This window comes from Micrococcus sp. M4NT (assembly GCF_033790745.1).
Classification (GTDB): Bacteria; Actinomycetota; Actinomycetes; order Actinomycetales; family Micrococcaceae; genus Micrococcus.
Genome location: NZ_JAMYEH010000004.1, coordinates 95,939 through 118,080 on the forward strand (window position 1 = coordinate 95,939; position 22,142 = coordinate 118,080).

Consider the following 22,142-nt stretch of genomic DNA (forward strand, 5'->3'; position numbering starts at 1 on the left):
ATACAAAGTGGTTGACGCGCGGAGCATTCGCGGGAGAGGATGTGAGCGTCATCACACACCGCTCCGCCCGCTCCGCGGCCGGACGCCCGCCCCCTGAGGGAGCACCCATGTCACCCCACTCCGTCGCGCCACCGGCGCCGACCCCCGAGCAGTTCCGCGCGGCCCAGCAGTCCGAGGAGTTCACGGAGCTGCGCCGCACGTACCGCTCGTTCGCGTTCCCCATGACGGTCGCGTTCTTCGTCTGGTACCTGCTGTTCGTCATCCTGGGGGCGTTCTTCCCGCAGGTCATGGCCATCCGCCTCCACGACAACATCACGCTGGGCCTGGTCCTCGGCCTGCTGCAGTTCGTCACCACGTTCGCCATCACGGCGGCGTACGTCCGCTTCGCCAACCGCACCCTCGACCCGCGCTCCACGGCGCTGCGCGAGCGCCTCGAGCGCGAGGCGGGCTCCCACGCGGCCGACCCCACGGAGGAGATCCGATGAGCACCCTCGCCCCCCTCCTGGCCGCGGAGGCCGTCGGCAACCCGATGGTCAACATCGGCATCTTCGCGGCGTTCGTCGTCGTCACCCTCGTCGTCGTGATCCGGGCCTCCAAGACCTCGGGCTCCTCGGCGGACTTCTACGCGGGAGGCCGAGGCTTCTCCGGCACCCAGAACGGCACCGCCATCGCGGGCGACTATCTCTCGGCGGCCTCGTTCCTCGGCATCGTCGGCGCGATCGCCCTCTACGGCTACGACGGCTTCCTGTACTCGATCGGCTTCCTCGTGGCGTGGCTCGTCGCCCTGCTCCTCGTGGCGGAGCTGCTGCGCAACACAGGCAAGTTCACGATGGCCGACGTGCTCTCGTTCCGCCTGCGCCAGAAGCCGGTGCGCATCGCCGCCGCCTTCGGCACCATGGCCGTCTGCCTCTTCTACCTCCTGGCCCAGATGGCCGGCGCGGGCGGCCTCGTCGCCCTGCTGCTCAACATCACGGACAGGGGCGGCCAGGCGCTCGTGATCGTGATCGTGGGCGTGCTCATGATCGCCTATGTCCTCATCGGCGGCATGAAGGGCACCACCTACGTCCAGATCATCAAGGCGATCCTGCTCATCCTCGGCGCGGGCGTCATGACCGTGTGGGCGCTCGCTCTCTTCGGCTTCGACTTCAACGCGATGCTCGGCCGGGCCGTCGAGCTCAACCCCAAGGGTGAGGCCATCCTCGAGCCGGGCCTGCAGTACGGCAAGGACTTCACCACGCGCCTGGACTTCGTCTCCCTGGGCCTCGCGCTCGTCCTCGGCACCGCCGGCCTGCCGCACGTCCTGATGCGCTTCTACACCGTGCCCACGGCCAAGGAGGCCCGCAAGTCGGTGGTGTGGGCGATCGTGCTCATCGGCGCCTTCTACCTCTTCACCCTGGTGCTGGGCTACGGCGCCGGCGCACTGATCGGCCCCGAGCGCATCCTCGCCGCCCCCGGCGGCGTGAACTCGGCGGCCCCGCTGCTGGCGTTCGAGCTCGGCGGGTCGATCCTGCTCGGGCTGATCTCGGCGGTCGCCTTCGCGACGATCCTCGCGGTCGTCGCCGGCCTCGCCCTCACGGCGGCGGCGTCCTTCACGCACGACGTGTGGGGCCCCGTGATCGCGAAGAAGCCCCTGTCCTCGGAGGATGAGGTGCGCATCGGCAAGATCACCGTGGTGGTCATCGGCATCCTCGCCATCCTCGGCGGCATCGGCGCCCAGGGCCAGAACGTCGCGTTCCTCGTGGCGCTCGCCTTCGCCGTGGCCGCATCGGCGAACCTCCCGACCATCCTGTACTCCCTGTTCTGGAAGGGCTTCACCACGCGCGGCGCCCTCTGGTCCATGTACGGCGGCCTGCTCTCCGCGATCGTCCTGATCGTGTTCTCCCCGGTCATGTCCGGCAACCCGGCCGCCATGATCCCGAGCGCGGACTTCGTGCTCTTCCCGCTGAAGAACCCGGGCGTCGTCTCGATCCCGCTGGCCTTCTTCCTCGGCTGGCTCGGCTCCGTGACGTCCTCGCGCGCCGAGGACCCGGGCAAGCAGGCCGAGATGGAGGTCCGCTCCCTCACCGGCATCGGCGCCGAGAAGGCCGTGAGCCACTGACGCCGCGGGCATCCGCCCACCCCTGACGACGGCGGGGCCGCACCTTCACGGGTGCGGTCCCGCCGTCGTCGTCCCCGGCATCCCGGCACTCCACCGTCCCGCCCTCCTCCCAGCCGCCGCTGGCATGATGGCCCGGTGACCCACGGATCCCTCGCCGACTACACCCTCCCGGCCCCCGGCGTCCGCGCCGACGACCCCTCCGGCGGAGGCGACGGCGCCCCCCGCCGCGTCGCCCTCCTCGGCTCGACCGGCTCGATCGGGACCCAGGGCCTGGACGTCATCGAGCAGGACCCCGAGCGGTTCCGGGCCGTCGCGCTCGCGGGCGGCTCCAACACCGCCCTCCTGGCCGAGCAGGCCGTCCGCCACGGCGTCGAGGCGGTGGGCTCCGCCACGGCGGGCGCGGAGGAGCTGCGCGCGGCGATCGCGGCGGCCGCCGCACGCCTCGGCCGCCCGGCTCCCGCCGCCGAGCTCTTCACGGGCCCCGAGGCGGCCACCCGCATCGCGGCCTGGACCGGCGCGGACACCGTGCTCAACGGCATCACCGGCTCGATCGGCCTGCGCCCCACGCTCGCGGCCCTCGAGGCGGGCCACCGCCTCGCCCTGGCGAACAAGGAGTCGCTCATCGTGGGGGGCGCGCTCGTCAAGGCCGCCGCGGCGCCCGGCCAGCTCGTCCCCGTGGACTCCGAGCACTCCGCGCTGGCCCAGGCGCTCCGCGGCGGCACGGCGGACGAGGTCGCCCGCCTGGTCCTGACCGCCTCGGGCGGTCCGTTCCGGGGCTGCACCCGGGAGCAGCTGCGCGCGGTCACGCCCGCGCAGGCCCTCGCCCACCCCACGTGGGACATGGGCCGCGTGGTCACCACCAACTCCGCCTCGCTCGTGAACAAGGCCCTCGAGGTGATCGAGGCGCACCTGCTCTTCGACGTCGCCCTGGACCGCATCGACGTCGTGGTCCACCCGCAGTCCGTCGTGCACTCCATGGTGGAGTTCACGGACGGCTCCACCCTCGCCCAGGCCTCCCCGCCGGACATGCGCCTGCCGATCGCCCTCGGCCTCGGCTGGCCGCGCCGCGTGCCCGGCGCCGTGGGCGGATGCGACTGGACCCGCGCCGCGACCTGGACCTTCGAGCCCCTCGACGAGGAGGTGTTCCCCGCGGTGCGCCTCGCGAAGGAGGCCGCGGCCGCCTCGCCGACGCACATGGCCGTGTTCAACGCCGCCAACGAGGAGGCCGTCGACGCCTTCCATGAGGGGTGCCTCTCCTTCGACGGCATCCTGGAGACGGCCCGCGCCGTCCTCGGCGACTACGCCCCCGAGCGCGTCCTCGACGCCGCCGGCCACGGCCACGCGCCGGGAGACCTCAGCGTCGACGCCGTCCTGGCCGTCGAGGGCTGGGCCCGCGCCGCGGCCCGGGGCCGGTGGGCGCGGGCATGAGCGCCGCCTGGTTCGTGCTCGGCGTCCTCGCCGTCGCCCTGGGCCTGGCCCTCTCGATCGCGCTGCACGAAGTGGGCCACCTCGTGCCCGCCAAGGTCTTCGGCGTCCGCGTGACGCGCTACATGATCGGCTTCGGCCCCACGGTCGCCTCGTGGCGGCGCGGGGAGACCGAGTACGGGATCAAGGCGCTCCCGCTCGGCGGCTACGTCTCCATGGTGGGCATGCTCCCACCGCCGCGCGCGGGGCAGGCGCCCCGCGCGTCCTCCACGGGGCTCTTCCGCCAGTTCGGGCGCCTGGCCGACGACGCACGGGCCCAGGCCGCCGAGGAGCTGCGGCCCGGGGACGAGGGACGCACCTTCATCTCGCTGCCGGTCTGGAAGCGGATCGTCATCATGCTCGGCGGCCCGGCCATGAACCTGCTGATCGCGCTCGCCCTGACCGCCCTGCTCGTCACCACGGTGGGCACCGCGCAGCCCAGCACGACGGCAGCGGAGGTCTTCCGCTGCGTCGTCCCCGCGCAGGAGCAGCAGGCGCGCGCCGCCGCGGGCGAGACCGAGGAGTGCCAGCCCGGTGACCCCGTGGCGCCGGCCCACGAGGCAGGCATGCTGCCCGGAGACACCGTCGTCGCCTTCGACGGCGTCCCCGTCGAGGACTGGGACGCGTTCGCCGCTGCCATCCGCGAGCGCGCCGGCCGGCCCACCGCGATCGCGTGGGAGCGGGACGGGCGGCGCATCGAGTCCACGATCACCCCGCGGCTGACGGAGCGGCCGGTGACGGACGCCGTCGGGCGGCCGGAGCGCGCCCCGGACGGCACCGCCCGCACCCAGCAGGTGGGCTTCATCGGCATGGGGGCGCAGACCGAGACCGTGACGGGGACGCCGCTGGACGCGGTGGGCCTGGTGGGCACGCAGATCCGCGGCGTCGCGGACGTGGTCCTCGTGCTGCCCCAGCGGCTGTGGGACACCGCCGTCGCGGTGCTTACCCCGGCCGAGCGCGATCCGAACGGCCCCATGTCCGTCGTCGGGGTCGGGCGGATCGCGGGGGAGGCGGCGGCGCTGGACGAGGTCTCGTTCGGGGACAAGGCCGCGATGGTGCTCTCGCTCGTGGCGGGGGTGAACGTCGCCCTGCTGGTGTTCAACCTGATCCCCCTGCTGCCGCTGGACGGCGGGCACGTGGCGGGCGCGCTCTACGAGGCGCTGCGCCGCGGCGGGGCCCGCCTGCGGGGGCGACCGGACCCCGGGCCGTTCGACCTCGCCGCGCTGATGCCCCTGACGTACGTGGTGGCCGGGGCCATGCTGGCCATGGGCCTGCTGCTGATCGTGGCGGACCTCGTGGAGCCCGTGCGGCTCTTCTGACGGGCGGACGGCCCGGAAGGTCACAGTCCGGGCACGAAGCCGCGGCGCCGCCCGGCCCGCCCGGCCCGCCCGGAGGGCGTCCCCTAGGATCGTTGCTGTGAATGCCCCTCGTGACGCCTCCCCGTTTCCGAGCGCCCTGACGCGCCGCGCCACCCTCCTCGGTCTCGGCTCCCTCGCCGCGGGCCTGGCCGGGTGCTCGGCACCCGCCTCCCAGGAGGCGGCCAGCTCGTCGGCGCCCCCCGCCTCGACCTCGGCCTCGACCTCGGCCTCGGCCTCGGAGTCCGCCGCGGACTCGTCCTCGGCCACGCCCACCCCGTCCGGCGAGCTGCCCGGCGGCGGACGGGAGATCTTCCCGGCCCGCCGGTTCGTCGCCCTGTACGGCACTCCCGGCACCGGTGCCCTCGGCGTCCTGGGCGAGCAGGACCTCCCCGCGTCCATCGAGCGCGTGCGGGCGCTCGCGAAGACCTACGAGCCGTTCTCGGAGGAGCCGATCCAGCCGGCGTTCGAGATGATCGCCACGGTGGCCTCGGCGGACGCGGGCCCCGACGGCGCGTACTCCCGGCCCGTCAAGCGCGACCGCCTCGAGGAGTGGGTGGACGGCGCCGGCGAGGCCGGCATCCACGTCATCCTGGACCTGCAGACCGGCTTCGAGGACTTCCCCACCCAGGCGAAGCGCATCGAGGACCTGCTCAAGCGGCCCCACGTCGGCCTCGCCCTGGACCCGGAGTGGCGGCTGCGTCCGGGACAGAAGCACATGCGGGACATCGGCCAGGTGACGGCCGCCGAGATCAACGAGACCAGCGCGTGGCTCTCGGACCTCGTGGCCTCCGAGGGGCTCCCCGAGAAGCTCTTCGTCCTGCACCAGTTCCGCTCGGCCATGATCGAGCAGCGGTCGGAGATCGTGGCCCGCGAGGGCCTGGCCTTCCTGCTCCACGCGGACGGGCACGGCACCCACCAGCTCAAGAAGGAGACGTACAGCATCCTCCGCAAGAACCTCCCGGACCATATCCGCATGGCCTGGAAGAACTTCTACGACGAGGACAAGCCGATGATGACCCCGGAGCAGACCATGGCCAACGACCCCAAGCCCTGGCTCGTCTCCTTCCAGTGATCCCCGGCCGTCCTCACCGCCCCCGCCAGGCCCCGGTGCCGCCGTGCACCGGGGCCTAGGATGGGACGGATGAAGCGACGGCCTCTCGCCGCCGACCCGAGAACCGTGAGGAGCGCTGCCGTGCCCGTCAGCCTTGGAATGCCGTCCGCCCCGCCGCCCGTGCTGGCCCCGCGCCGGCCGACCCGGCAGATCCGGGTGGGCTCCGTGGGGGTGGGCTCGAAGCACCAGGTCTCGGTGCAGTCCATGACCACCACCAAGACCCACGACATCGGCGCCACCCTGCAGCAGATCGCGGAGCTCACCGCTGCCGGCTGCGACATCGTGCGCGTGGCCTGCCCCACGGACAAGGACGCGGACGCGCTGAAGGTCATCGCGCGGCAGTCCACGATCCCCGTGATCGCGGACATCCACTTCCAGCCGAAGTACGTGTTCGCCGCGATCGAGGCCGGCTGCGGCGCCGTGCGCGTGAACCCGGGCAACATCCGCAAGTTCGACGACCAGGTCAAGGAGATCGCCCAAGCGGCCGCCGAGCACGGCACCTCCCTGCGCATCGGCGTCAACGCCGGCTCCCTCGACCCCCGCCTGATCCAGAAGCACGGCAAGGCCACGCCGGAGGCCCTCGTGGAGTCCGCCGTGTGGGAGGCGTCCCTCTTCGAGGAGCACGGATTCAAGGACTTCAAGATCTCCGTGAAGCACAACGACCCGGTGATCATGGCCCGCGCGTACGAGCTCCTCGCGGAGGAGGGCGACTGGCCCCTGCACCTCGGCGTGACCGAGGCCGGCCCCGCCTTCCAGGGCACCATCAAGTCGGCCACCGCGTTCGGCTACCTGCTGGGCAAGGGCATCGGCGACACCATCCGCGTGTCCCTCTCCGCCCCGCCCGTCGAGGAGATCAAGGTCGGCCTGCAGATCCTGCAGTCGCTCAACCTCCGCGAGCGCAGGCTCGAGATCGTCTCCTGCCCCTCGTGCGGCCGCGCCCAGGTGGACGTGTACACGCTCGCCGAGGAGGTCACCGAAGGCCTCAAGGACGTCACCGTCCCGCTGCGCGTCGCCGTCATGGGCTGCGTCGTCAACGGCCCGGGCGAGGCCCGGGAGGCCGACCTCGGCGTGGCCTCGGGCAACGGCAAGGGCCAGATCTTCGTCAAGGGCGAGGTCATCCGGACCGTGCCCGAGGACCAGATCGTGGACACCCTCATCGAGGAGGCCCGCCGGATCGCCGCGGAGATGGGCCACGAGGAGGGCTCCGGTGACCAGGCTGCCGCCGGTGCCCCCGTGGTCTCCGTCCACTGACGCCGCCGTCCGCCAGGCCTCGCAGGGGCGGGTCCGCCTCCTGACCGACGCCGACACCCCCGCACTCGCGGCCCTCGCGCGCCGCGACCCGGTGGCGAACGTCTTCGTCGAGTCCCTGCTCGAGGCCGGTCGCCGGGCGGGCCCGCGCGGGGGAGCGGGCGGCACCCTCTTCCTGGGCGTCCCCGAGGACCCCGACGCCGCAGCCCCCGCCGGCGCGCTGCGCGCCGCCGCGTGGGTCGGCTCGAACGTGGTGCCGGTGGTGCCGTCCGTCCGCGCCGAGTCGACGGCGACCGACGACGACGCGGCGGCCCTCGCCGCGGCCGTCGTCGGCCTGCGGCGCCGCCTCGGATCCGTGTACGGCCCGGCCGCCGCGGTGCTGACGATCGGCCGCGCCCTGCGGACCGCCGGCCACCGGCCGCGCTCCGTGCGCGAGGAGCAGCCCCTCCTCGTGGCGGGGGAGCGGCCCGCCGTCGCGCCGCTCCCGGACGTGGTCCCGGCAGGGCCGCGGGACTATGACCGGGTGCTGCCGGCCAGCGCGGCCATGTTCGAGGAGGAGCTCGGCTTCTCCCCGTTCCTCGGCGGCGCGCAGCAGTACCGCGAGCGCGTGCGGGGGCTCATCGCGTCCGGCCGCGTGTTCATCGTCCCCGGAGACGCCCCGACGCCGGGCGTCCCGGCACCAGATGCCCCGACGCCGGGCGCCGGCGCCCGCCCCCCGCTGCGCTTCAAGGCGGACGTGGGCGTGCTCTCCTCCCGGTGCGCCCAGATCCAGGGGGTCTGGATGCACCCGGAGCACCGCGGGCGCGGGCTCGCGGCCGGGGCGATGGCCGCCGTCGTGGGGCTGGCACGGCGTCACGCGCCCGTGGTCAGCCTCTACGTGAACGCGTACAACACCGCCGCGCTGCGCACGTACGCGCGCGTCGGGTTCGAGCGCGTGGGCACGTTCGCCACGGTGCTCTACTGACGGGGGTGCGCGGGTCTGGTTCCGCGTCCGATCCGCCCCTGGGATGCACTGCCGGGTCGGCCGCGGATCCTTCGGCGGCGGACCTCCTGTGCCCGGGCACCGAGGACGCAGACGGACATGGGCGGGCCGGCCGCTAGGATCGACGTCGACGACGCCCCCGACGCACCGGCCGGCGTCCACCGACCCGTGCTCGCGCGCTGCCCCTGAAGGAGTCCTCCCATGCCTCTGCGCATGTCCACCCTGTTCCTGCGGACCCTGCGCGATGCCCCGGCCGACGCCGAGGTGGCGAGCCACCAGCTGCTCGTGCGGGCCGGAATGATCCGCCGCGCCGCCCCCGGCATCTACACGTGGCTGCCCCTGGGCCTGCGCGTGCTGCGCCGCGTGGAGGCGGTCGTGCGCGAGGAGATGGACGCCATCGGCGCCCAGGAGGTGCACTTCCCCGCGCTGCTGCCGCGCGAGCCCTACGAGGCCTCCGGCCGGTGGGAGGAGTACGGGGACGGCCTGTTCCGCCTCCAGGACCGCAAGGGTGCCGACTACCTGCTGGCCCCCACGCACGAGGAGATGTTCACCCTCCTCGTCAAGGACCTCTACTCGTCCTACAAGGACCTGCCGGCGTACCTGTACCAGATCCAGACGAAGTACCGGGACGAGGCCCGCCCGCGCGCCGGCCTGCTGCGCGGCCGCGAGTTCGTCATGAAGGACTCCTACTCCTTCACGGTGGACGACGCCGGCCTCGACGACGCCTACGAGGCCCACCGCGCCGCGTACCTGCGCATCTTCGAGCGGCTCGGCCTCGAGGTCGTGCCGGTGAAGGCCACCTCCGGCGCCATGGGCGGCTCCCGCTCCGAGGAGTTCCTGCACCCCACCGAGGTCGGCGAGGACACCTTCGTGGAGTCCGACGGCGGCTACCGCGCCAACGTCGAGGCCGTCACCACCGTGGCCCCCGAGCCCCTCGACGAGGCCGCGATGGCCACGCTGCCGGCGGCCGAGGTCAAGGAGACCCCGGACTCCACGACCATCGCGGCGCTCGTGGACGTCGCCAACGACCTGGCCCCGCGGGCCGACCGCCCGTGGGAGGCCGCGGACACCCTCAAGTGCGTCGTGCTCACCGCCGTGGTCGACGGCGGCGAGCGCCGCCAGTTCGTCGTCGCCGTCCCCGGCGACCGAGAGGTCGACGTCAAGCGGCTCGAGGCGTCCGTCGGCCCGGCCCTCGGGGTCGTCGGGGAGCCCACGGTCGAGGCCGCCACGGCCGAGGACCTCAAGCGCCACCCCGCCCTCGTCAAGGGCTACATCGGCCCGGCCGGGGCCGGCGAGATCGAGGGCACCCCCGTGCTCGGCGCCGAGGGCTCGGTGTCCGGCCTGCCCCTGTTCGTGGACCCGCGCGTCGCCCCCGGGACCGCCTGGGTGACCGGTGCCAACGCGGACCAGCGCCACGCCTTCGGCGTCGTCGCCGGCCGCGACTTCCGATGGGACGCGGTCCTCGAGGCCACCGTCGTGCGCGAGGGCGACGCCGCCCCGGACGGCTCCGGCCCGCTCCACTCCCGCCGCGGCATGGAGATGGGGCACATCTTCCAGCTGGGTCGCAAGTACGCCGAGGCCCTCGACCTGAAGGTCCTCGACGTCAACGGCAAGCAGGTCGTGGTGACCATGGGCTCCTACGGCATCGGCGTGACCCGCGCCGTCGCCGCGATCGCCGAGCGCTACCGCGACGACAAGGGCCTCGCGTGGCCGCGCGCGGTCGCCCCGGCCGACGTGCACGTGGTCGTGGCGACCAAGGGGGAGGACGGCGTCGCCGCCGCCCTGGACCTGGCCGAGGGCCTCGAGGCCCACGGTCTCACCGTGATCGTGGACGACCGCGCAAAGGTGAGCCCCGGCGTGAAGTTCAAGGACGCCGAGCTGATCGGCGTGCCGACCGCCGTCGTGATCGGCCGCGGCCTGGCCGACGGCGAGCTCGAGCTCAAGGACCGTGCCACGGGTGAGGCCCGCACCGTGCCGGTGGCCGACGTAGTCGCCGAGGTCGTGGCCGAGGTGCGTCACGGGCGCTGAGATGTTCGGCGCCGTCGAGCTGACGACGGGCCTGGTGCTGCTGCTCCTGGCCGCGGGCTTCGCCGCCGGCTGGGTGGACGCCGTCGTCGGCGGGGGCGGGCTGCTGCAGCTGCCCGTCATGCTGCTGGTGCCGGGCCTCACGCCCGTGCAGGCCCTGGCCACCAACAAGCTGGGCTCCGTGTTCGGCACCGCGACGTCGGCGATCACCTACCGGCGCCGGCTCGGCTCGGACCTGCGCACGGCGCTGCCCATGGCCGCGCTCGCCTTCGCGACCTCCCTCGGCGGGGCGGTCGTGGCCACGCTGCTCCCCACGGGGGTGATCCGGCCCGTGATCCTCGCGGCGCTCGTGACGGTGTGGATCGTCACCGCGACCCGACCGCAGCTGGGCCGGGTCGCCGCCCTCAAGCACACGGGGGCGGCCCACCTGACGCGAGCCCTGGCCCTCGGCGGGGCGGTCGGCTTCTACGACGGGATGATCGGGCCCGGCACGGGGACCTTCCTCATCCTGGGACTGGTGGCGCTGCTCGGACACGACTTCCTGCAGGCCTCGGCCCAGGCCAAGGTGGTCAACCTGGCCACCAACCTCGGCGCCCTGGCGTTCTTCCTGCCCGCGGGCCACGCGGTGCTCGGCCTGGGCCTCCTCCTCGGCGCGGCCAACCTCGCGGGCGGCTATGTGGGCGCGCGCATGGCGATCGCGCGGGGGACCGGGTTCATCCGGGTGGTCTTCCTCGCGGTCGTCTCCGCGCTGATCGTGAAGGTGGGCGCGGACACCCTGGCCCCGCTCGTGGGGTGAGGCGCCGGCCGCGGCGGTACGCTGGCCCTGCCCGCCCCCGACCCCTCAGGAGCCCCGCATGGACCCGCAGGAGACCACCGACCGTCCCGAGAGCGCCGCGCTGACGGCGATGGTCGAGGACGCCGTGGCCGACGCCGGCGTCGTGGTGGAGGAGGTGCGCGTGGCCGGCACCGCCGTCACCCCGACCGTGGAGGTCGTCCTGGACCGCGCCGCCGGACCCGAGGGCCTGAGCCTGGACGAGGTGGCCGCCCTGAGCGCCCGCGTCTCCGCCGCGCTGGACGCCGCCGGGGACGAGGTCCCGGGTGTGGGCGCCGGCGAGTACATGCTCGAGGTCACCACGGCCGGCGTCGATCGCCCGCTCACGCAGCCGCGCCACTTCGAGCGCAACGTGGGCCGCCTCGTGAGCGTGTCCGTGGACGGGGCCGAGCCGGTCACCGCGCGCCTCACAGACGTCGGGGACCACGACGTCGAGCTCGTCGTGGTCCGCCCCGGCGCCAAGAAGGGCATGCCCGCCAAGGAGCTGCCGGCCGAGCGGGTGGGGATGGACCGACTGGGGCCGGCCGTGGTGCAGGTAGAGTGGGGCACCGCCCGCGAGCCCGGTGAGTCCCCGGACCGGGCCGAGCACACGGCAGAGCACACGGAGGCATAAGTGGATATCGACATGAGCGCGCTGCGCATGCTGGTGGCCGAGCGGGACATCCCGCTGGACCGGCTCGTCCCCACCATCGAGCAGGCCCTGCTCATGGCGTACCAGCGGACCCCGGGCGCCCTGAAGCGCGCCCGCGCGGAGCTGGACCGCACGAGCGGCCACGTGACCATCTGGGCCACGGAGCTGGACGAGGAGGGCGCGGCCGTCGGCGAGTTCGACGACACCCCCAACGGCTTCGGCCGGGTCGCGGCGTCCACCGCACGCCAGGTCATCCTGCAGCGCCTGCGCGAGGCGGACGACGACAAGGTGCTGGGCGAGTTCAAGGAGAAGGAGGGAGAGCTCGTCTCCGGCGTCGTCCAGCAGGGCAACAACCGCCAGATGATCCAGGTGAACCTGGGCACCCTCGAGGCCGTGCTCCCGCCGCCCGAGCAGGTGCCGGGGGAGCAGTACCCCCATGGCCGCCGCCTGCGCACCTACGTGGTCTCCGCGAACCGCGGCAGCAAGGGCCCGTCCGTGACCGTCTCCCGCTCGCACCCGAACCTCGTGCGGCGCCTCTTCGAGCTCGAGGTCCCCGAGATCGCCGACGGCTCGGTGGAGATCACGGCCCTGGCCCGCGAGGCCGGCCACCGCACCAAGATGGCGGTCAAGGCCACCCGGGCGGGCATCAACGCCAAGGGCGCCGCGATCGGGGAGATGGGCTCGCGCGTGCGCGCCGTCATGACCGAGCTCGGCGACGAGAAGATCGACATCGTGGAGCACTCGGACGACCCGGCCGCGATGATCGCCCACGCCCTCTCGCCGGCCCAGACGGTCTCCGTGGAGATCGTGGACGCCGACCAGCACTCCGCGCGCGTGGTGGTGCCGCAGCACCAGCTCTCCCTCGCGATCGGCAAGGAGGGCCAGAACGCTCGCCTCGCCGCGAAGCTCACCGGCTGGCGCATCGACATCGTCGGCGACGGCGCCGCGGCGCAGGCGCCCGGGCACTGATGCCCGGGCCCGGGAGGAGATCCCGGCCGGGACGCGCTAGGATGGATGAGGTCCATTCTCGTTCCGACACCGTGTGAGGTGACCGCATGACGTCCCAGACGGTCGTGCGGACCTGCATCGGATGCCGGGCGAGGGCGGACCAGGAAGAGCTGGTGCGCGTGGCACTGGACCCCGCGACGGAACCCCCCACCGTCGTCTGGGACCGGAGTCGTCGACGTCCCGGACGCGGTGCCTGGGTGCACCCCGGGCCGGACTGCCTCCTCCTCGCCGTGCGCCGTCGGGCGTTCCACCGGGCCTTCAGGGCCGCCGTGGACGCCGACGGGCTCACACGCGAGGCGGGCGGTCCCGGCGAGGGATCCCCGAGCGCCGCGCAGACGCGAAACGCCGCACCGGCTGCAGACACGACAGATGAAGGCGGGTCAGAGATCTGATGCGTACCCGATGAGCACTGAAGCATGAGTGCCCAACGATGAACTTCACCCCCTGCTATCAGGCAGGCCGCGGCGCGCGCACCCTCGAGGTGTCCCGTGCGGCCTGGACAAACGTCAACGGTCTCGCGCCGCGCTGAATCGGAAGCCCCCCGGCTCCCCTGAAGGCCCGTGAGGCCAGAACAGGAGAACCGTGGCAAAGGTCCGCGTCCATGAGCTCGCCAAAGAGCTCGGCATCACCTCCAAGGAGGCCTTGAGCACCCTCAAGGATCTCGGCGAGTTCGTCAGCTCCGCCTCCTCCACCATCGAGCCCCCGGTGGTCAAGAAGCTGCGCGGCGCCTACCCCGGCGCCGGCAAGGCCGGCGGCACGGGCGCCGCGAAGCCCGCCGCCCCTTCCGCCCCCGCGGCGGGTGCCCCGAGCACGTCCGCCCAAGGCGCGCCCACCCCGTCGCCGCGCGGCCCGAAGCCGGGCTCGGCCGCACCCAAGCCCGGGTCTGCGGCTCCCAAGCCGGGTCAGGCCGCCGCGCCGCAGGCGCCCGCCCGCGCCGAGACCCCGGCTCCCACCCCGACGCCGGCTCCCGCGCCGACGCCCGAGCAGGCTCCGACGCCGGCTCCGGCCGCCCCGCAGGAGTCCCGACAGGGCACGCCGCAGGCCCCCGCCGCGTCGACGCCCTCCGCGCCGACGTCGGCGGCCTCGACGCCCACCCCGGGCGCGGCCGCTCCCAAGCCGGGCGGTGCCAAGCCGGGCGCCCCGCGCCCCGGCAACAACCCGTTCACCTCGAAGGCCGCCCCCGGCGGCGGCGCCCCGCGTCCGGGCGCCCGTCCCGGCGGTGCCGGTGCGCGCGGCGGTGCGCCGCGTCCGGGCAACAACCCGTTCGCGCCCTCGCAGGGCATGCGCGCCGGCCGTGAGGACCGCGCGCCGCGTCCGGGCGGCCCCCGTCCGGCGGCGGGCGCGGCCGGTCCCCGTCCCGGCGGTCCGCGTCCCGCGGCCGGCGCCGCGGGCCCTCGCCCCGGTGCGGGCGGCGCCCGTCCGAACCCGGGCATGATGCCCAAGCAGATCACCCCTGCGCCCGCTCCGGGCCGCGGCGGCGGCCGTGGCCGTCCGGGCGCGGGCGCGCCCGGCGGCGGTCCGGCCCGTCCGGGTGGTCCCGGCGGCCGCGGCGGCCGTGGCAACGCTCAGGGTGCGTTCGGCCGCGGCGGCGGAGCGCGCAAGGGGCGCAAGTCCAAGCGCGCGAAGCGTCAGGAGTTCGAGCAGCAGCACACCCGCGAGATCGGCGGCGTCAAGGTCCCCAAGGGCGACGGCACCACGATCCTGCGCCTGCGGCGCGGCGCCTCGCTCGCGGACTTCGCCGACAAGATCCGCGCGGACACCGCGGACCTCGTGAAGGTGCTCTTCACCCTGGGCGAGATGGCCTCGGCCAACCAGTCCCTGGACGAGGAGACCTTCCAGCTGCTCGGCGAGGAGCTGGGCTACCGCGTCCAGATCGTCTCCCCGGAGGACGAGGACAAGGAGCTGCTCGAGGCGTTCGACATCGACCTCGACGCCGAGGAGGCCAACGAGGACGACGCCGACCTGGCGCCCCGCCCCGCGGTCGTCACCGTCATGGGCCACGTGGACCACGGCAAGACCCGCCTCCTGGACTCGATCCGCTCGGCGAACGTCACCGAGGGCGAGGCCGGCGGCATCACCCAGCACATCGGCGCGTACCAGGTGCCGGTGGAGCACGAGGGCGAGGAGCGACGCCTGACCTTCATCGACACCCCCGGTCACGAGGCCTTCACGGCCATGCGTGCCCGCGGTGCGAAGGTCACCGACATCGCCGTGCTCGTGGTCGCCGCCGACGACGGCGTCATGCCGCAGACCGTCGAGGCGCTCAACCACGCCCAGGCGGCCGACGTGCCGATCGTGGTCGCGGTCAACAAGATCGACAAGGAGGGCGCGTCGCCGGAGAAGATCCGCGGCCAGCTCACCGAGTACGGCCTGGTGCCCGAGGAGTACGGCGGCGACACCATGTTCGTCGACGTCTCCGCGCGCAACAACGAGAACATCGACAAGCTGCTCGAGGCGGTCCTGCTCACCGCGGACGCCGCCCTCGAGCTCACGGCGAATCCCACCAAGGACGCGCGCGGCGTGGCCATCGAGGCGAACCTCGACAAGGGCCGCGGCGCCGTCGTCACCGTGCTGGTGCAGACCGGCACGCTGCGGGTCGGCGACACCGTGGTGGTGGGCTCCGCCCACGGCCGCGTCCGCGCGATGTTCGACGAGAACGGCGACACCGTCTCGGAGGCGACCCCGTCGCGTCCGGTCCAGGTCCTGGGCCTGTCGTCCGTGCCCCGTGCCGGCGACACCTTCCTGGTCACCGAGGACGAGCGCACCGCCCGTCAGATCGCGGAGAAGCGCGAGGCCGCCGAGCGCAACGCCCAGCTGGCCAAGCGCCGCAAGCGCATCACGCTCGAGGACTTCGACCAGGCCGTGGCCGAGGGCAAGATCGACACCCTCAACCTCATCATCAAGGGCGACGCCGCCGGTCCGGTGGAGGCGCTCGAGGACTCGCTCCTCAAGGTCGAGGTGGGCGACGACGTGCAGCTGCGCGTCATCCACCGCGGCGTGGGCGCGATCACGCAGAACGACGTGAACCTGGCGACGGTGGACAACGCCATCATCATCGGCTTCAACGTCCGTCCTGCCGAGCGGGTGGCCGACCTGGCCGACCGCGAGGGCGTGGACATGCGGTTCTACTCCGTCATCTACGACGCGATCGACGACATCGAGAACGCCCTCAAGGGCATGCTCAAGCCGGAGTACGAGGAGGTGCAGCTCGGCACCGCCGAGGTGCGCGAGGTCTTCCGCTCCTCCAAGTGGGGCAGCATCGCGGGCACGCTCGTGCGCTCGGGCCTCATCCGCCGCAACGCCTCGGCGCGCCTCGTGCGCGACGGCATGGTGGTGGCGGACAACCTCAAGATCGAGTCGCTGCGCCGCTTCAAGGACGACGCCACCGAGGTCCGCGAGGGCTACGAGTGCGGCATCGGCCTGGGCAGCTTCAACGACATCAAGGAGGACGACGTGATCGAGACCTTCGAGATGCAGGAGAAGCCCCGCGCGTGATCGAGGGGGCGCCGGGGCCCCGTGAGGGACCCCGGCGCCCCACCGTGCCGGCCGCGACCGCGGCCGGCTGAACCGGAAGGAAGTGCAGCCATGGCCGATCCGGCCCGTGCTGGCCGACTGGCCCAGCGCATCAAGGTCCTCGTGGCGGAGGCGCTGCGCCGCGCCGTGAAGGACGACCGCGTGGAGCCCGTCACCGTGACGGAGGTCCGCGTGACCAACGACCTCCAGCACGCCACCGTCTACTACACCGTGCTCGGCGACGACGCGGCCGTCGACGCCGCCCACGCGGCCATCCAGGAGAACCGCGGCGTGCTGCGCCGCGAGGTGGGACGTGGCCTCACCATCCGCCTGGTGCCGACGCTCGAGTTCGTCGCGGACACCGTCCCCGAGGCGGCCGCGCACCTGGAGGACGTCCTCCGCGCCGCCAAGGAGCGGGACGCCGCGCTGGCGAAGGCCCGCGAGGGCGCGCAGTACGCCGGCGACGCGGACCCGTACCGCACCGCCGAGGACGACGCCGACGACGACGAGCAGCGGGCCTGAGGCGACGCCGACGTGAACGCGCGCACCGCCGCAGGACACACCCCTGCGGGACAGACCCCCGACGCCCCGGGAACGGCGGCGTCGGGGGTCGTCCTCGTGGACAAGCCGCAGGGCTGGACCTCGCACGACGTCGTCGGGCGGGTCCGGCGGCTCGCCGGCACCCGCAAGGTGGGCCACGCCGGCACGCTCGACCCCATGGCGACGGGCCTGCTGGTGGTGGGCCTGAACAAGGCCACCCGGCTCCTCACCGCCATCACGGGCACGGACAAGACGTACACGGCGACCATCCGCCTCGGGCAGTCGACCGTCACGGACGACGCCGAGGGCGAGGTCGTGGCCACCCGCCTGGCGAACGCCGTCACCCCCGAACGCGTGGCGGAGCACGTCGCCGCCCTCACGGGCCGCATCCAGCAGGTCCCGTCGTCGGTCTCGGCGATCAAGGTCGCCGGGAAGCGCTCCTACGACCGCGTCCGCGCGGGGGAGGACGTGCAGCTGGCGGCCCGTGCAGTCACGGTGCACTCCTTCGAGGTCGCGGACCTCCGGCGGCTCGACGGCGGCCGGCTCGTGGACCTGGACGTCACCGTGCGCTGCTCCTCAGGCACCTACATCCGCGCGCTGGCGCGCGACCTGGGGGAGGCCCTCGACACGGGCGGCCACCTCACGGCGCTGCGCCGCACGCACGTGGGCCCGTTCGACGTGGCCGACGCCGTGACCCTCGACCAGCTCGCCGAGCGGTTCTCCATGACGGAGCTCTCCGCGGCCGCCGCCGTCCTCTTCCCGGTGCGCGAGCTCACGGAGCACGAGGCGCGGGAGCTCTCCTTCGGGCGGGCGATCGACCCCTCGGGCGAGCTCTCCGGCACGCCCGGCGCGCCGACTCCGCCCTCCTCCGGCGGCGAGGCCGCCCTCGTGGCCGGACGGGCCCCCGGCGGCGCCGTCGTCGCGCTTCTGCAGGACGGCCGCCGCGCGGGCCGTGACGTGGCCCGGCCCCACCTGGTCTTCGAACCGGCGGGAGGCGACGCGTGATCCTCGACGGATGGTTCTGGGCGGGCACCGTGATCGGCGTCCTGTCCTTCCTGACCTGCGTGGTGATGACGGCCGTGCGACGCCACCCCGCCGACTCCTCGATCCTCTCCGTGGCCGCGGTCGAGCTCTTCCTGCTCGTGTACGCGGGGGCCGCGGCGTTCCGCCAGCTCGGCGGGCAGCCGCTGAACGGGCCCGGCTGGGAGTTCTGGGGCTACGTGCTCACGGCGCTCATCGTGCCGGTGGTCGCGGTGGGCTGGGCGGCCTCGGACAAGACGCGCTGGTCCAACCTCGTGCTGGCCGTCGTCGGGCCGACCATCGTGGTCATGCTGCACCGCATGCAGGTCATCTGGTTCGGACAGTGGTGAGAGGACCCATGGAGACGACGCCCGCCCGCAGCACCCGCGCCCCCCGCAACCAGGGGTTCGGCCGGATCATCGTGATGGTCTACGCCGTGTTCGCGCTCTCGGCCTTCGCGCGCAGCCTCTTCCAGCTGCTGACCCAGTTCGGCGTGGCGCCGCTGGCGTACCTGCTCTCGGCGTTCGCGGCCCTCGTGTACATCGTGGCCACCCTCTCGCTCGCCCGCACGGGTGCGCGGGCGTGGCGCGTCGCGGTGGCGGCCGTGGGCGTGGAGCTCGTGGGCGTCGTGGGGGTGGGCCTGCTGACCCTCCTGGACCCCGAGCTGTTCGCGGACGAGACCGTGTGGTCGCGCTTCGGCGCGGGCTACGGCTACGTCCCGCTCGTGCTGCCGATCGTGGGCCTGGCCTGGCTGCTCGCGCACCGGCCCTCCCGCGCCGACGGGGCCGGGGTGCGCTGAATGCTGATCTGGAACAGCCTCGCGGAGGTCCCCGCGGACCTGCGGCGGACCGTGGTCACGCTCGGCAACTTCGACGGCGTGCACCGCGGCCACCGGCAGGTGCTGCGCCGCGTCGTCGAGCTGGCCCGCGAGCAGGACGCCCTCGCCGTGGCCGTGACGTTCACGCCGCACCCGCGCGCCGTGCACCGCCCCGAGGTCCCGCACGAGGACATCGTGAGCACCGAGCAGCGGCTGCTCCTCCTCGAGGAGGCCGGGATCGACGCCGTCCTGCTGCAGCGCTACAGCCTCGAGTTCGCCCGGCAGGGCCCCGAGGAGTTCGTGCGGGGCATGTTCGTGGACGGGCTCCGCGCGTGCACCGTCGTCGTGGGCCACGACGTGCGCTTCGGCCAGGACAACGCCGGCGACTTCGCCGCGATGGTGGCCCTGGGGGAGCGGCACGGCTTCGAGGTGGAGGCGGTGGACGAGTTCCCGGCCCTCGAGGGCGCGACGCCCGAGCGCCGCTGCTCCTCCACGTGGATCCGCGAGGCCCTCGCCGCGGGCGACGTCGCCCAGGCGGCCGCCGTGCTGGGCCGGAACCACGTGCTCGCCGGCGAGGTCGTCCACGGCTTCGCCCGCGGCCGCGAGCTCGGTTTCCCCACGGCCAACCTCGCGGCGGACGTGGCCGGCATGGTCCCGGCCGACGGCGTGTACGCGGGCTGGCTGCACGACGCCGACGGCGCGGCCCACCCCGCCGCGATCTCGATCGGCTCCAACCCCACCTTCGAGGGCGTCTCGCGCGTGGTCGAGGCCCACGTGATCGACCGCCCCGAGGAGCGCGTCGAGGACTTCGACCTCTACGGTCAGCAGGTCGAGGTCGAGTTCGTCGAGCGGCTGCGCGGCATGGTCGCCTACGAGGGCGTCGAGAAGCTCGTGGTGCAGATGCACGACGACGTCGACCGGGCGCGCGCCATCCTCGGCGCGGCGCCGCGCCCGTCCTGAACGCCGCCGTGAGCGTCCCCGAGCAGCCCGATCCGAGCCTGCCCGGCCGGCCCGTCCCGAGCCTGCCCGGCCGCCCCGCGCGGCCGCGCACGGACGCACCCAACCCCTTCGGCCTCGGCGGCGCGGCGGCGGGGGAGCACTACGACGCCGTCCGGCCCTCCTTTCCGGAGGCGTGCGTGGACTGGGTGCTGACGGATCCGGCCGCGTCGGAGCCGACCGCCGCGGGGCGCGGTCTCGACGTCGTGGAGCTCGGCGCCGGAACGGGCCTGTTCACGCGGCAGCTGGCGGCGCGACCGACCTCACGGGTCCGCGGCGTCGTGGCCACGGAGCCGTCGGAGGCCATGCGGGCCGTGCTCGAGCGCGACGTCGCCGCACTCGACCCCGCCCTGCCCGACCGCGTCCGCGCCCTGCCCGGCACGGCCGAGGCGACCGGCCTGCCGGAGGCGAGCGCCGACGTCGTGGTGGCGGCCCAGGCGTGGCACTGGACGGACGTGCCCGTTGCGAGCGCCGAGGCCGCGCGGGTGCTGCGCCCGGGCGGGCGGCTCGCGGCGGTGTGGAACCAGCTGGACACCTCCGTGCCGTGGGTGCACCGGCTCACCCGGATCATGCGCGCCGGCGACGTTCACGCCGCCAAGCCGGAGCAGCGCCGGTTCGCGGCTCCGTTCGGAGCGGAGGAGCACGCGCGGTGGACGTGGACCGTGGAGCAGCCCGTGCCGCAGCTGCACGGGCTCATGGCATCGCGTGCGTCCTGGCTGCGCGCCTCCGAGGCCACCCGGGCCAGGATGGCCGCGAACCTGGACTGGTACCTCCTCGAGCACCTCGGCCATGCGCCGGGCGCCGTGATCGAGCTGCCCTACGTCACGGTGGCGTGGCGGGCGACGGCCCCTCGGCGCCGCTGATCAGGGGCGCGCGCCGACGCTGACCGGCACGGCGCGGGCGACGCCCGCCCGCTTCGCCTGCCACAGCAGCAGGGCGCTCGCGAGCGAGATCACGACGACGGACACCAGGGTCGCCAGGGGTGAGCCCGTGGCCTCCGCGTCCACGTAGCTCTCGTCCACGGTCCCCGCGAGGGTGCCGGCGGCGAGGATGACGACGTTGTTCACCACGTGCAGGGCCACGGCCGCCTCGAGCCCGCCCGTGCGCCAGGTCAGGACCACCGCGGCGACCGCGAACACGGCCAGGTCCAGCAGGATCCACGGGTCGAGGGAGCCGTGGGCCAGGGCGAACGTCCCGGCCGAGACGAGCGCGGTGAGCACCACGGCCGGCACGGGGCGGCGGAACCACGAGCCGATGGCCAAGAGCAGCCAGCCGCGGAACAGGTACTCCTCGCCGGCGGCCTGGAGGGGGGTCAGCACGAACGTCATGGCCAGGAGCCAGGCCCAGTCCTCGGAGCGCGGGGCGGTGGGGGTGCCGTCGAGGGCCCAGGTGCCGAGCACGTAGACGAGGAGGAGCGGCAGCAGCACGAGGTGCGCGCGCAGCAGCCAGTGCCAGCGCACGCGGCCCTCGACCGAGTGGACGAACCGGGCGGCCACGGGGTGGCAGACGGCCACGGCGAGCAGGGCGACGCCGATCAGCGCGATGAGCGGCAGGTTGTTCAGGAGCGTCAGCGGCGCGGAGTTCGAGAAGGCGGCCTCCTCCACCGCGGCGACGTCCTCCGGGTCGGAGGAGAGGAGCGCGTCCCATCCGACCTCGGAGAGGATCGCGGCCGACATGGCCGGCAGCAGCGCCGCGATCAGGGACAGCAGCGATCCGAGCACGAGGAGCAGCGAGAGCAGCGGCTGCCACCACCGGCTGCGCGGGGTCCGCAGCAGCTGGGGGTACTCGTGGCCGATGAGGGGCAGGTCGAGCGGGCGGAGGGGAGGGCCGAGCGGGCCGAGCGGCGGGGGAGCGGAGGTCACGGCACCACCGTAGGGGCGGCGCGCCGCCGGGCGCCTCCGCCGTCGGGATGATCCTGCGGTAGACTCGACCATCGGCCTCCCTGCAGTCCGCGGTGGAGAGGCCCCGCGCGTCCCGCTCCGGCGAGCGCGCGGCCCTGTTCGCGGCACCACAGAGAAGGAGGCCTGACATGGCCCTGGATCCCGCTGTCAAGCAGCAGATCATCAAGGAGTTCGCCACGCACGAGGGCGACACCGGCTCCCCGGAGGTCCAGATCGCGGTGCTCTCGCGCCGCATCAAGGACCTGACCGAGCACCTCAAGGACCACAAGCACGACCACCACACCCGCCGCGGCCTCATGGCCCTGGTCGGTCGCCGTCGTCGCATGCTGGGCTACCTGCAGAAGGTCGACATCGAGCGCTACCGCGCACTGATCGAGCGCCTCGGCCTCCGCAAGTGACCCGCCGCTGAGGGCGGCATCGGCCCGTGGGACCTCCCGCGGACACCGGTGCCGCCCTTAGTGTAGGAACCGTGCGCCGCCAACCGGGCGGTCCGCACCAGCAAGAGAATCACCCAGACGGACCCGCACCCATCCTTCGCGGTCCTCGACAGTGGCTCCCGGACGCCCGCCTCGCAGCGGGCAGGCCGAGGGCCTCGATC

General features: G+C 74.0%; 21 protein-coding genes. 20 read left to right on the plus strand and 1 reads right to left on the minus strand.

The annotated features are described in order from the left end of the window. The first annotated feature begins 107 nt into the window (after positions 1-107). The 19 genes from NJC10_RS03815 (at position 108) to NJC10_RS03905 (ending at position 20,506) form a co-directional block, all read left to right on the plus strand. On the plus strand, positions 108-485 hold the full coding sequence (locus NJC10_RS03815; protein WP_248115275.1) for a DUF485 domain-containing protein: 378 nt from the start codon (positions 108-110) through the stop codon (positions 483-485). After that, on the plus strand, positions 482-2,098 hold the full coding sequence (locus tag NJC10_RS03820; protein WP_298714673.1) for a cation acetate symporter: 1,617 nt from the start codon (positions 482-484) through the stop codon (positions 2,096-2,098). Before NJC10_RS03815 ends, NJC10_RS03820 begins: the two co-directional genes overlap by 4 nt. A gap of 135 nt (positions 2,099-2,233) precedes the next feature. Further along, positions 2,234-3,526: a 1-deoxy-D-xylulose-5-phosphate reductoisomerase gene (gene dxr, locus NJC10_RS03825; RefSeq protein WP_319074691.1), complete on the plus strand. Its 1,293-nt coding sequence runs from the start codon at positions 2,234-2,236 to the stop codon at positions 3,524-3,526. After that, on the plus strand, positions 3,523-4,881 hold the full coding sequence (locus NJC10_RS03830) for a site-2 protease family protein (RefSeq protein WP_319074693.1): 1,359 nt from the start codon (positions 3,523-3,525) through the stop codon (positions 4,879-4,881). Before dxr ends, NJC10_RS03830 begins: the two co-directional genes overlap by 4 nt. 97 nt (positions 4,882-4,978) lie before the next feature. Further along, positions 4,979-5,992 (plus strand): hypothetical protein, encoded by a 1,014-nt coding sequence (locus NJC10_RS03835; protein ID WP_319074695.1) that lies wholly within the window; start codon positions 4,979-4,981, stop codon positions 5,990-5,992. Positions 5,993-6,130: 138 nt separating this feature from the next. After that, positions 6,131-7,282: a flavodoxin-dependent (E)-4-hydroxy-3-methylbut-2-enyl-diphosphate synthase gene (ispG, locus tag NJC10_RS03840; RefSeq protein ID WP_248115326.1), complete on the plus strand. Its 1,152-nt coding sequence runs from the start codon at positions 6,131-6,133 to the stop codon at positions 7,280-7,282. Then, positions 7,257-8,243 carry a GNAT family N-acetyltransferase gene (locus NJC10_RS03845; RefSeq protein ID WP_319074697.1) on the plus strand — a complete coding sequence of 329 codons (987 nt, stop codon included), beginning with the start codon at positions 7,257-7,259 and terminating at the stop codon, positions 8,241-8,243. Before ispG ends, NJC10_RS03845 begins: the two co-directional genes overlap by 26 nt. 219 nt (positions 8,244-8,462) lie before the next feature. Continuing rightward, positions 8,463-10,289: a proline--tRNA ligase gene (locus NJC10_RS03850; RefSeq protein ID WP_319074699.1), complete on the plus strand. Its 1,827-nt coding sequence runs from the start codon at positions 8,463-8,465 to the stop codon at positions 10,287-10,289. 1 nt (position 10,290) lies between these two features. Then, positions 10,291-11,082 (plus strand): TSUP family transporter, encoded by a 792-nt coding sequence (locus NJC10_RS03855; protein ID WP_298984847.1) that lies wholly within the window; start codon positions 10,291-10,293, stop codon positions 11,080-11,082. A 58-nt stretch (positions 11,083-11,140) separates the two neighbouring features. Next, the gene (rimP, locus tag NJC10_RS03860) at positions 11,141-11,731 is read left to right on the plus strand and encodes a ribosome assembly cofactor RimP (protein WP_319074700.1); all 591 of its coding nucleotides are present in this window, start codon (positions 11,141-11,143) and stop codon (positions 11,729-11,731) included. Continuing rightward, positions 11,732-12,718 (plus strand): transcription termination factor NusA, encoded by a 987-nt coding sequence (gene nusA / locus NJC10_RS03865; RefSeq protein WP_248115266.1) that lies wholly within the window; start codon positions 11,732-11,734, stop codon positions 12,716-12,718. It begins immediately after the preceding gene. 86 nt (positions 12,719-12,804) lie between these two features. Further along, complete coding sequence (locus tag NJC10_RS03870; RefSeq protein ID WP_319074702.1) at positions 12,805-13,149, plus strand: YlxR family protein; 345 nt, start codon at positions 12,805-12,807, stop codon at positions 13,147-13,149. Positions 13,150-13,339: 190 nt separating this feature from the next. Beyond that, a complete protein-coding gene (gene infB / locus NJC10_RS03875) occupies positions 13,340-16,252 on the plus strand; it encodes a translation initiation factor IF-2 (RefSeq protein WP_319074703.1) in 2,913 nt (970 codons plus the stop codon). Between the two features lie 90 nt (positions 16,253-16,342). Continuing rightward, the gene (rbfA, locus tag NJC10_RS03880; protein WP_319074704.1) at positions 16,343-16,792 is read left to right on the plus strand and encodes a 30S ribosome-binding factor RbfA; all 450 of its coding nucleotides are present in this window, start codon (positions 16,343-16,345) and stop codon (positions 16,790-16,792) included. A gap of 12 nt (positions 16,793-16,804) precedes the next feature. Further along, a complete protein-coding gene (truB, locus tag NJC10_RS03885; RefSeq protein WP_413466380.1) occupies positions 16,805-17,815 on the plus strand; it encodes a tRNA pseudouridine(55) synthase TruB in 1,011 nt (336 codons plus the stop codon). After that, positions 17,812-18,180 (plus strand): hypothetical protein, encoded by a 369-nt coding sequence (locus NJC10_RS03890; RefSeq protein ID WP_248115262.1) that lies wholly within the window; start codon positions 17,812-17,814, stop codon positions 18,178-18,180. The genes truB and NJC10_RS03890 overlap by 4 nt, the downstream gene beginning before the upstream one ends. 8 nt (positions 18,181-18,188) lie before the next feature. After that, complete coding sequence (locus NJC10_RS03895; RefSeq protein ID WP_319074705.1) at positions 18,189-18,629, plus strand: hypothetical protein; 441 nt, start codon at positions 18,189-18,191, stop codon at positions 18,627-18,629. Beyond that, positions 18,630-19,607 carry a bifunctional riboflavin kinase/FAD synthetase gene (locus tag NJC10_RS03900; protein WP_319074706.1) on the plus strand — a complete coding sequence of 326 codons (978 nt, stop codon included), beginning with the start codon at positions 18,630-18,632 and terminating at the stop codon, positions 19,605-19,607. Positions 19,608-19,615: 8 nt separating this feature from the next. Further along, a complete protein-coding gene (locus NJC10_RS03905; RefSeq protein ID WP_319074707.1) occupies positions 19,616-20,506 on the plus strand; it encodes a class I SAM-dependent methyltransferase in 891 nt (296 codons plus the stop codon). Here NJC10_RS03905 and NJC10_RS03910 read toward each other — a convergent pair whose 3' ends face one another. Then, positions 20,507-21,505 carry a CPBP family intramembrane glutamic endopeptidase gene (locus tag NJC10_RS03910; RefSeq protein WP_319074708.1) on the minus strand — a complete coding sequence of 333 codons (999 nt, stop codon included), beginning with the start codon at positions 21,503-21,505 and terminating at the stop codon, positions 20,507-20,509. Positions 21,506-21,672: 167 nt separating this feature from the next. Here NJC10_RS03910 and rpsO point away from each other — a divergent pair, with 167 nt between their 5' ends. Next, positions 21,673-21,942 (plus strand): 30S ribosomal protein S15, encoded by a 270-nt coding sequence (gene rpsO / locus NJC10_RS03915; RefSeq protein ID WP_319074709.1) that lies wholly within the window; start codon positions 21,673-21,675, stop codon positions 21,940-21,942. Positions 21,943-22,142: the final 200 nt, after the last annotated feature.

Excerpts from the sequence above, each read along its gene's own strand:
- NJC10_RS03815 (WP_248115275.1), top strand. The coding sequence starts at position 108 with ATGTCACCCCACTCCGTCGCGCCACCGGCGCCGACCCCCGAGCAGTTC.
- NJC10_RS03820 (WP_298714673.1), top strand. The coding sequence starts at position 482 with ATGAGCACCCTCGCCCCCCTCCTGGCCGCGGAGGCCGTCGGCAACCCG.
- NJC10_RS03830 (WP_319074693.1), top strand. The coding sequence starts at position 3,523 with ATGAGCGCCGCCTGGTTCGTGCTCGGCGTCCTCGCCGTCGCCCTGGGC.
- ispG (WP_248115326.1), top strand. The coding sequence starts at position 6,131 with ATGCCGTCCGCCCCGCCGCCCGTGCTGGCCCCGCGCCGGCCGACCCGG.
- NJC10_RS03850 (WP_319074699.1), top strand. The coding sequence starts at position 8,463 with ATGCCTCTGCGCATGTCCACCCTGTTCCTGCGGACCCTGCGCGATGCC.
- NJC10_RS03855 (WP_298984847.1), top strand. The coding sequence starts at position 10,291 with ATGTTCGGCGCCGTCGAGCTGACGACGGGCCTGGTGCTGCTGCTCCTG.
- rimP (WP_319074700.1), top strand. The coding sequence starts at position 11,141 with ATGGACCCGCAGGAGACCACCGACCGTCCCGAGAGCGCCGCGCTGACG.
- NJC10_RS03870 (WP_319074702.1), top strand. The coding sequence starts at position 12,805 with ATGACGTCCCAGACGGTCGTGCGGACCTGCATCGGATGCCGGGCGAGG.
- rbfA (WP_319074704.1), top strand. The coding sequence starts at position 16,343 with ATGGCCGATCCGGCCCGTGCTGGCCGACTGGCCCAGCGCATCAAGGTC.
- NJC10_RS03895 (WP_319074705.1), top strand. The coding sequence starts at position 18,189 with ATGGAGACGACGCCCGCCCGCAGCACCCGCGCCCCCCGCAACCAGGGG.
- NJC10_RS03900 (WP_319074706.1), top strand. The coding sequence starts at position 18,630 with ATGCTGATCTGGAACAGCCTCGCGGAGGTCCCCGCGGACCTGCGGCGG.
- rpsO (WP_319074709.1), top strand. The coding sequence starts at position 21,673 with ATGGCCCTGGATCCCGCTGTCAAGCAGCAGATCATCAAGGAGTTCGCC.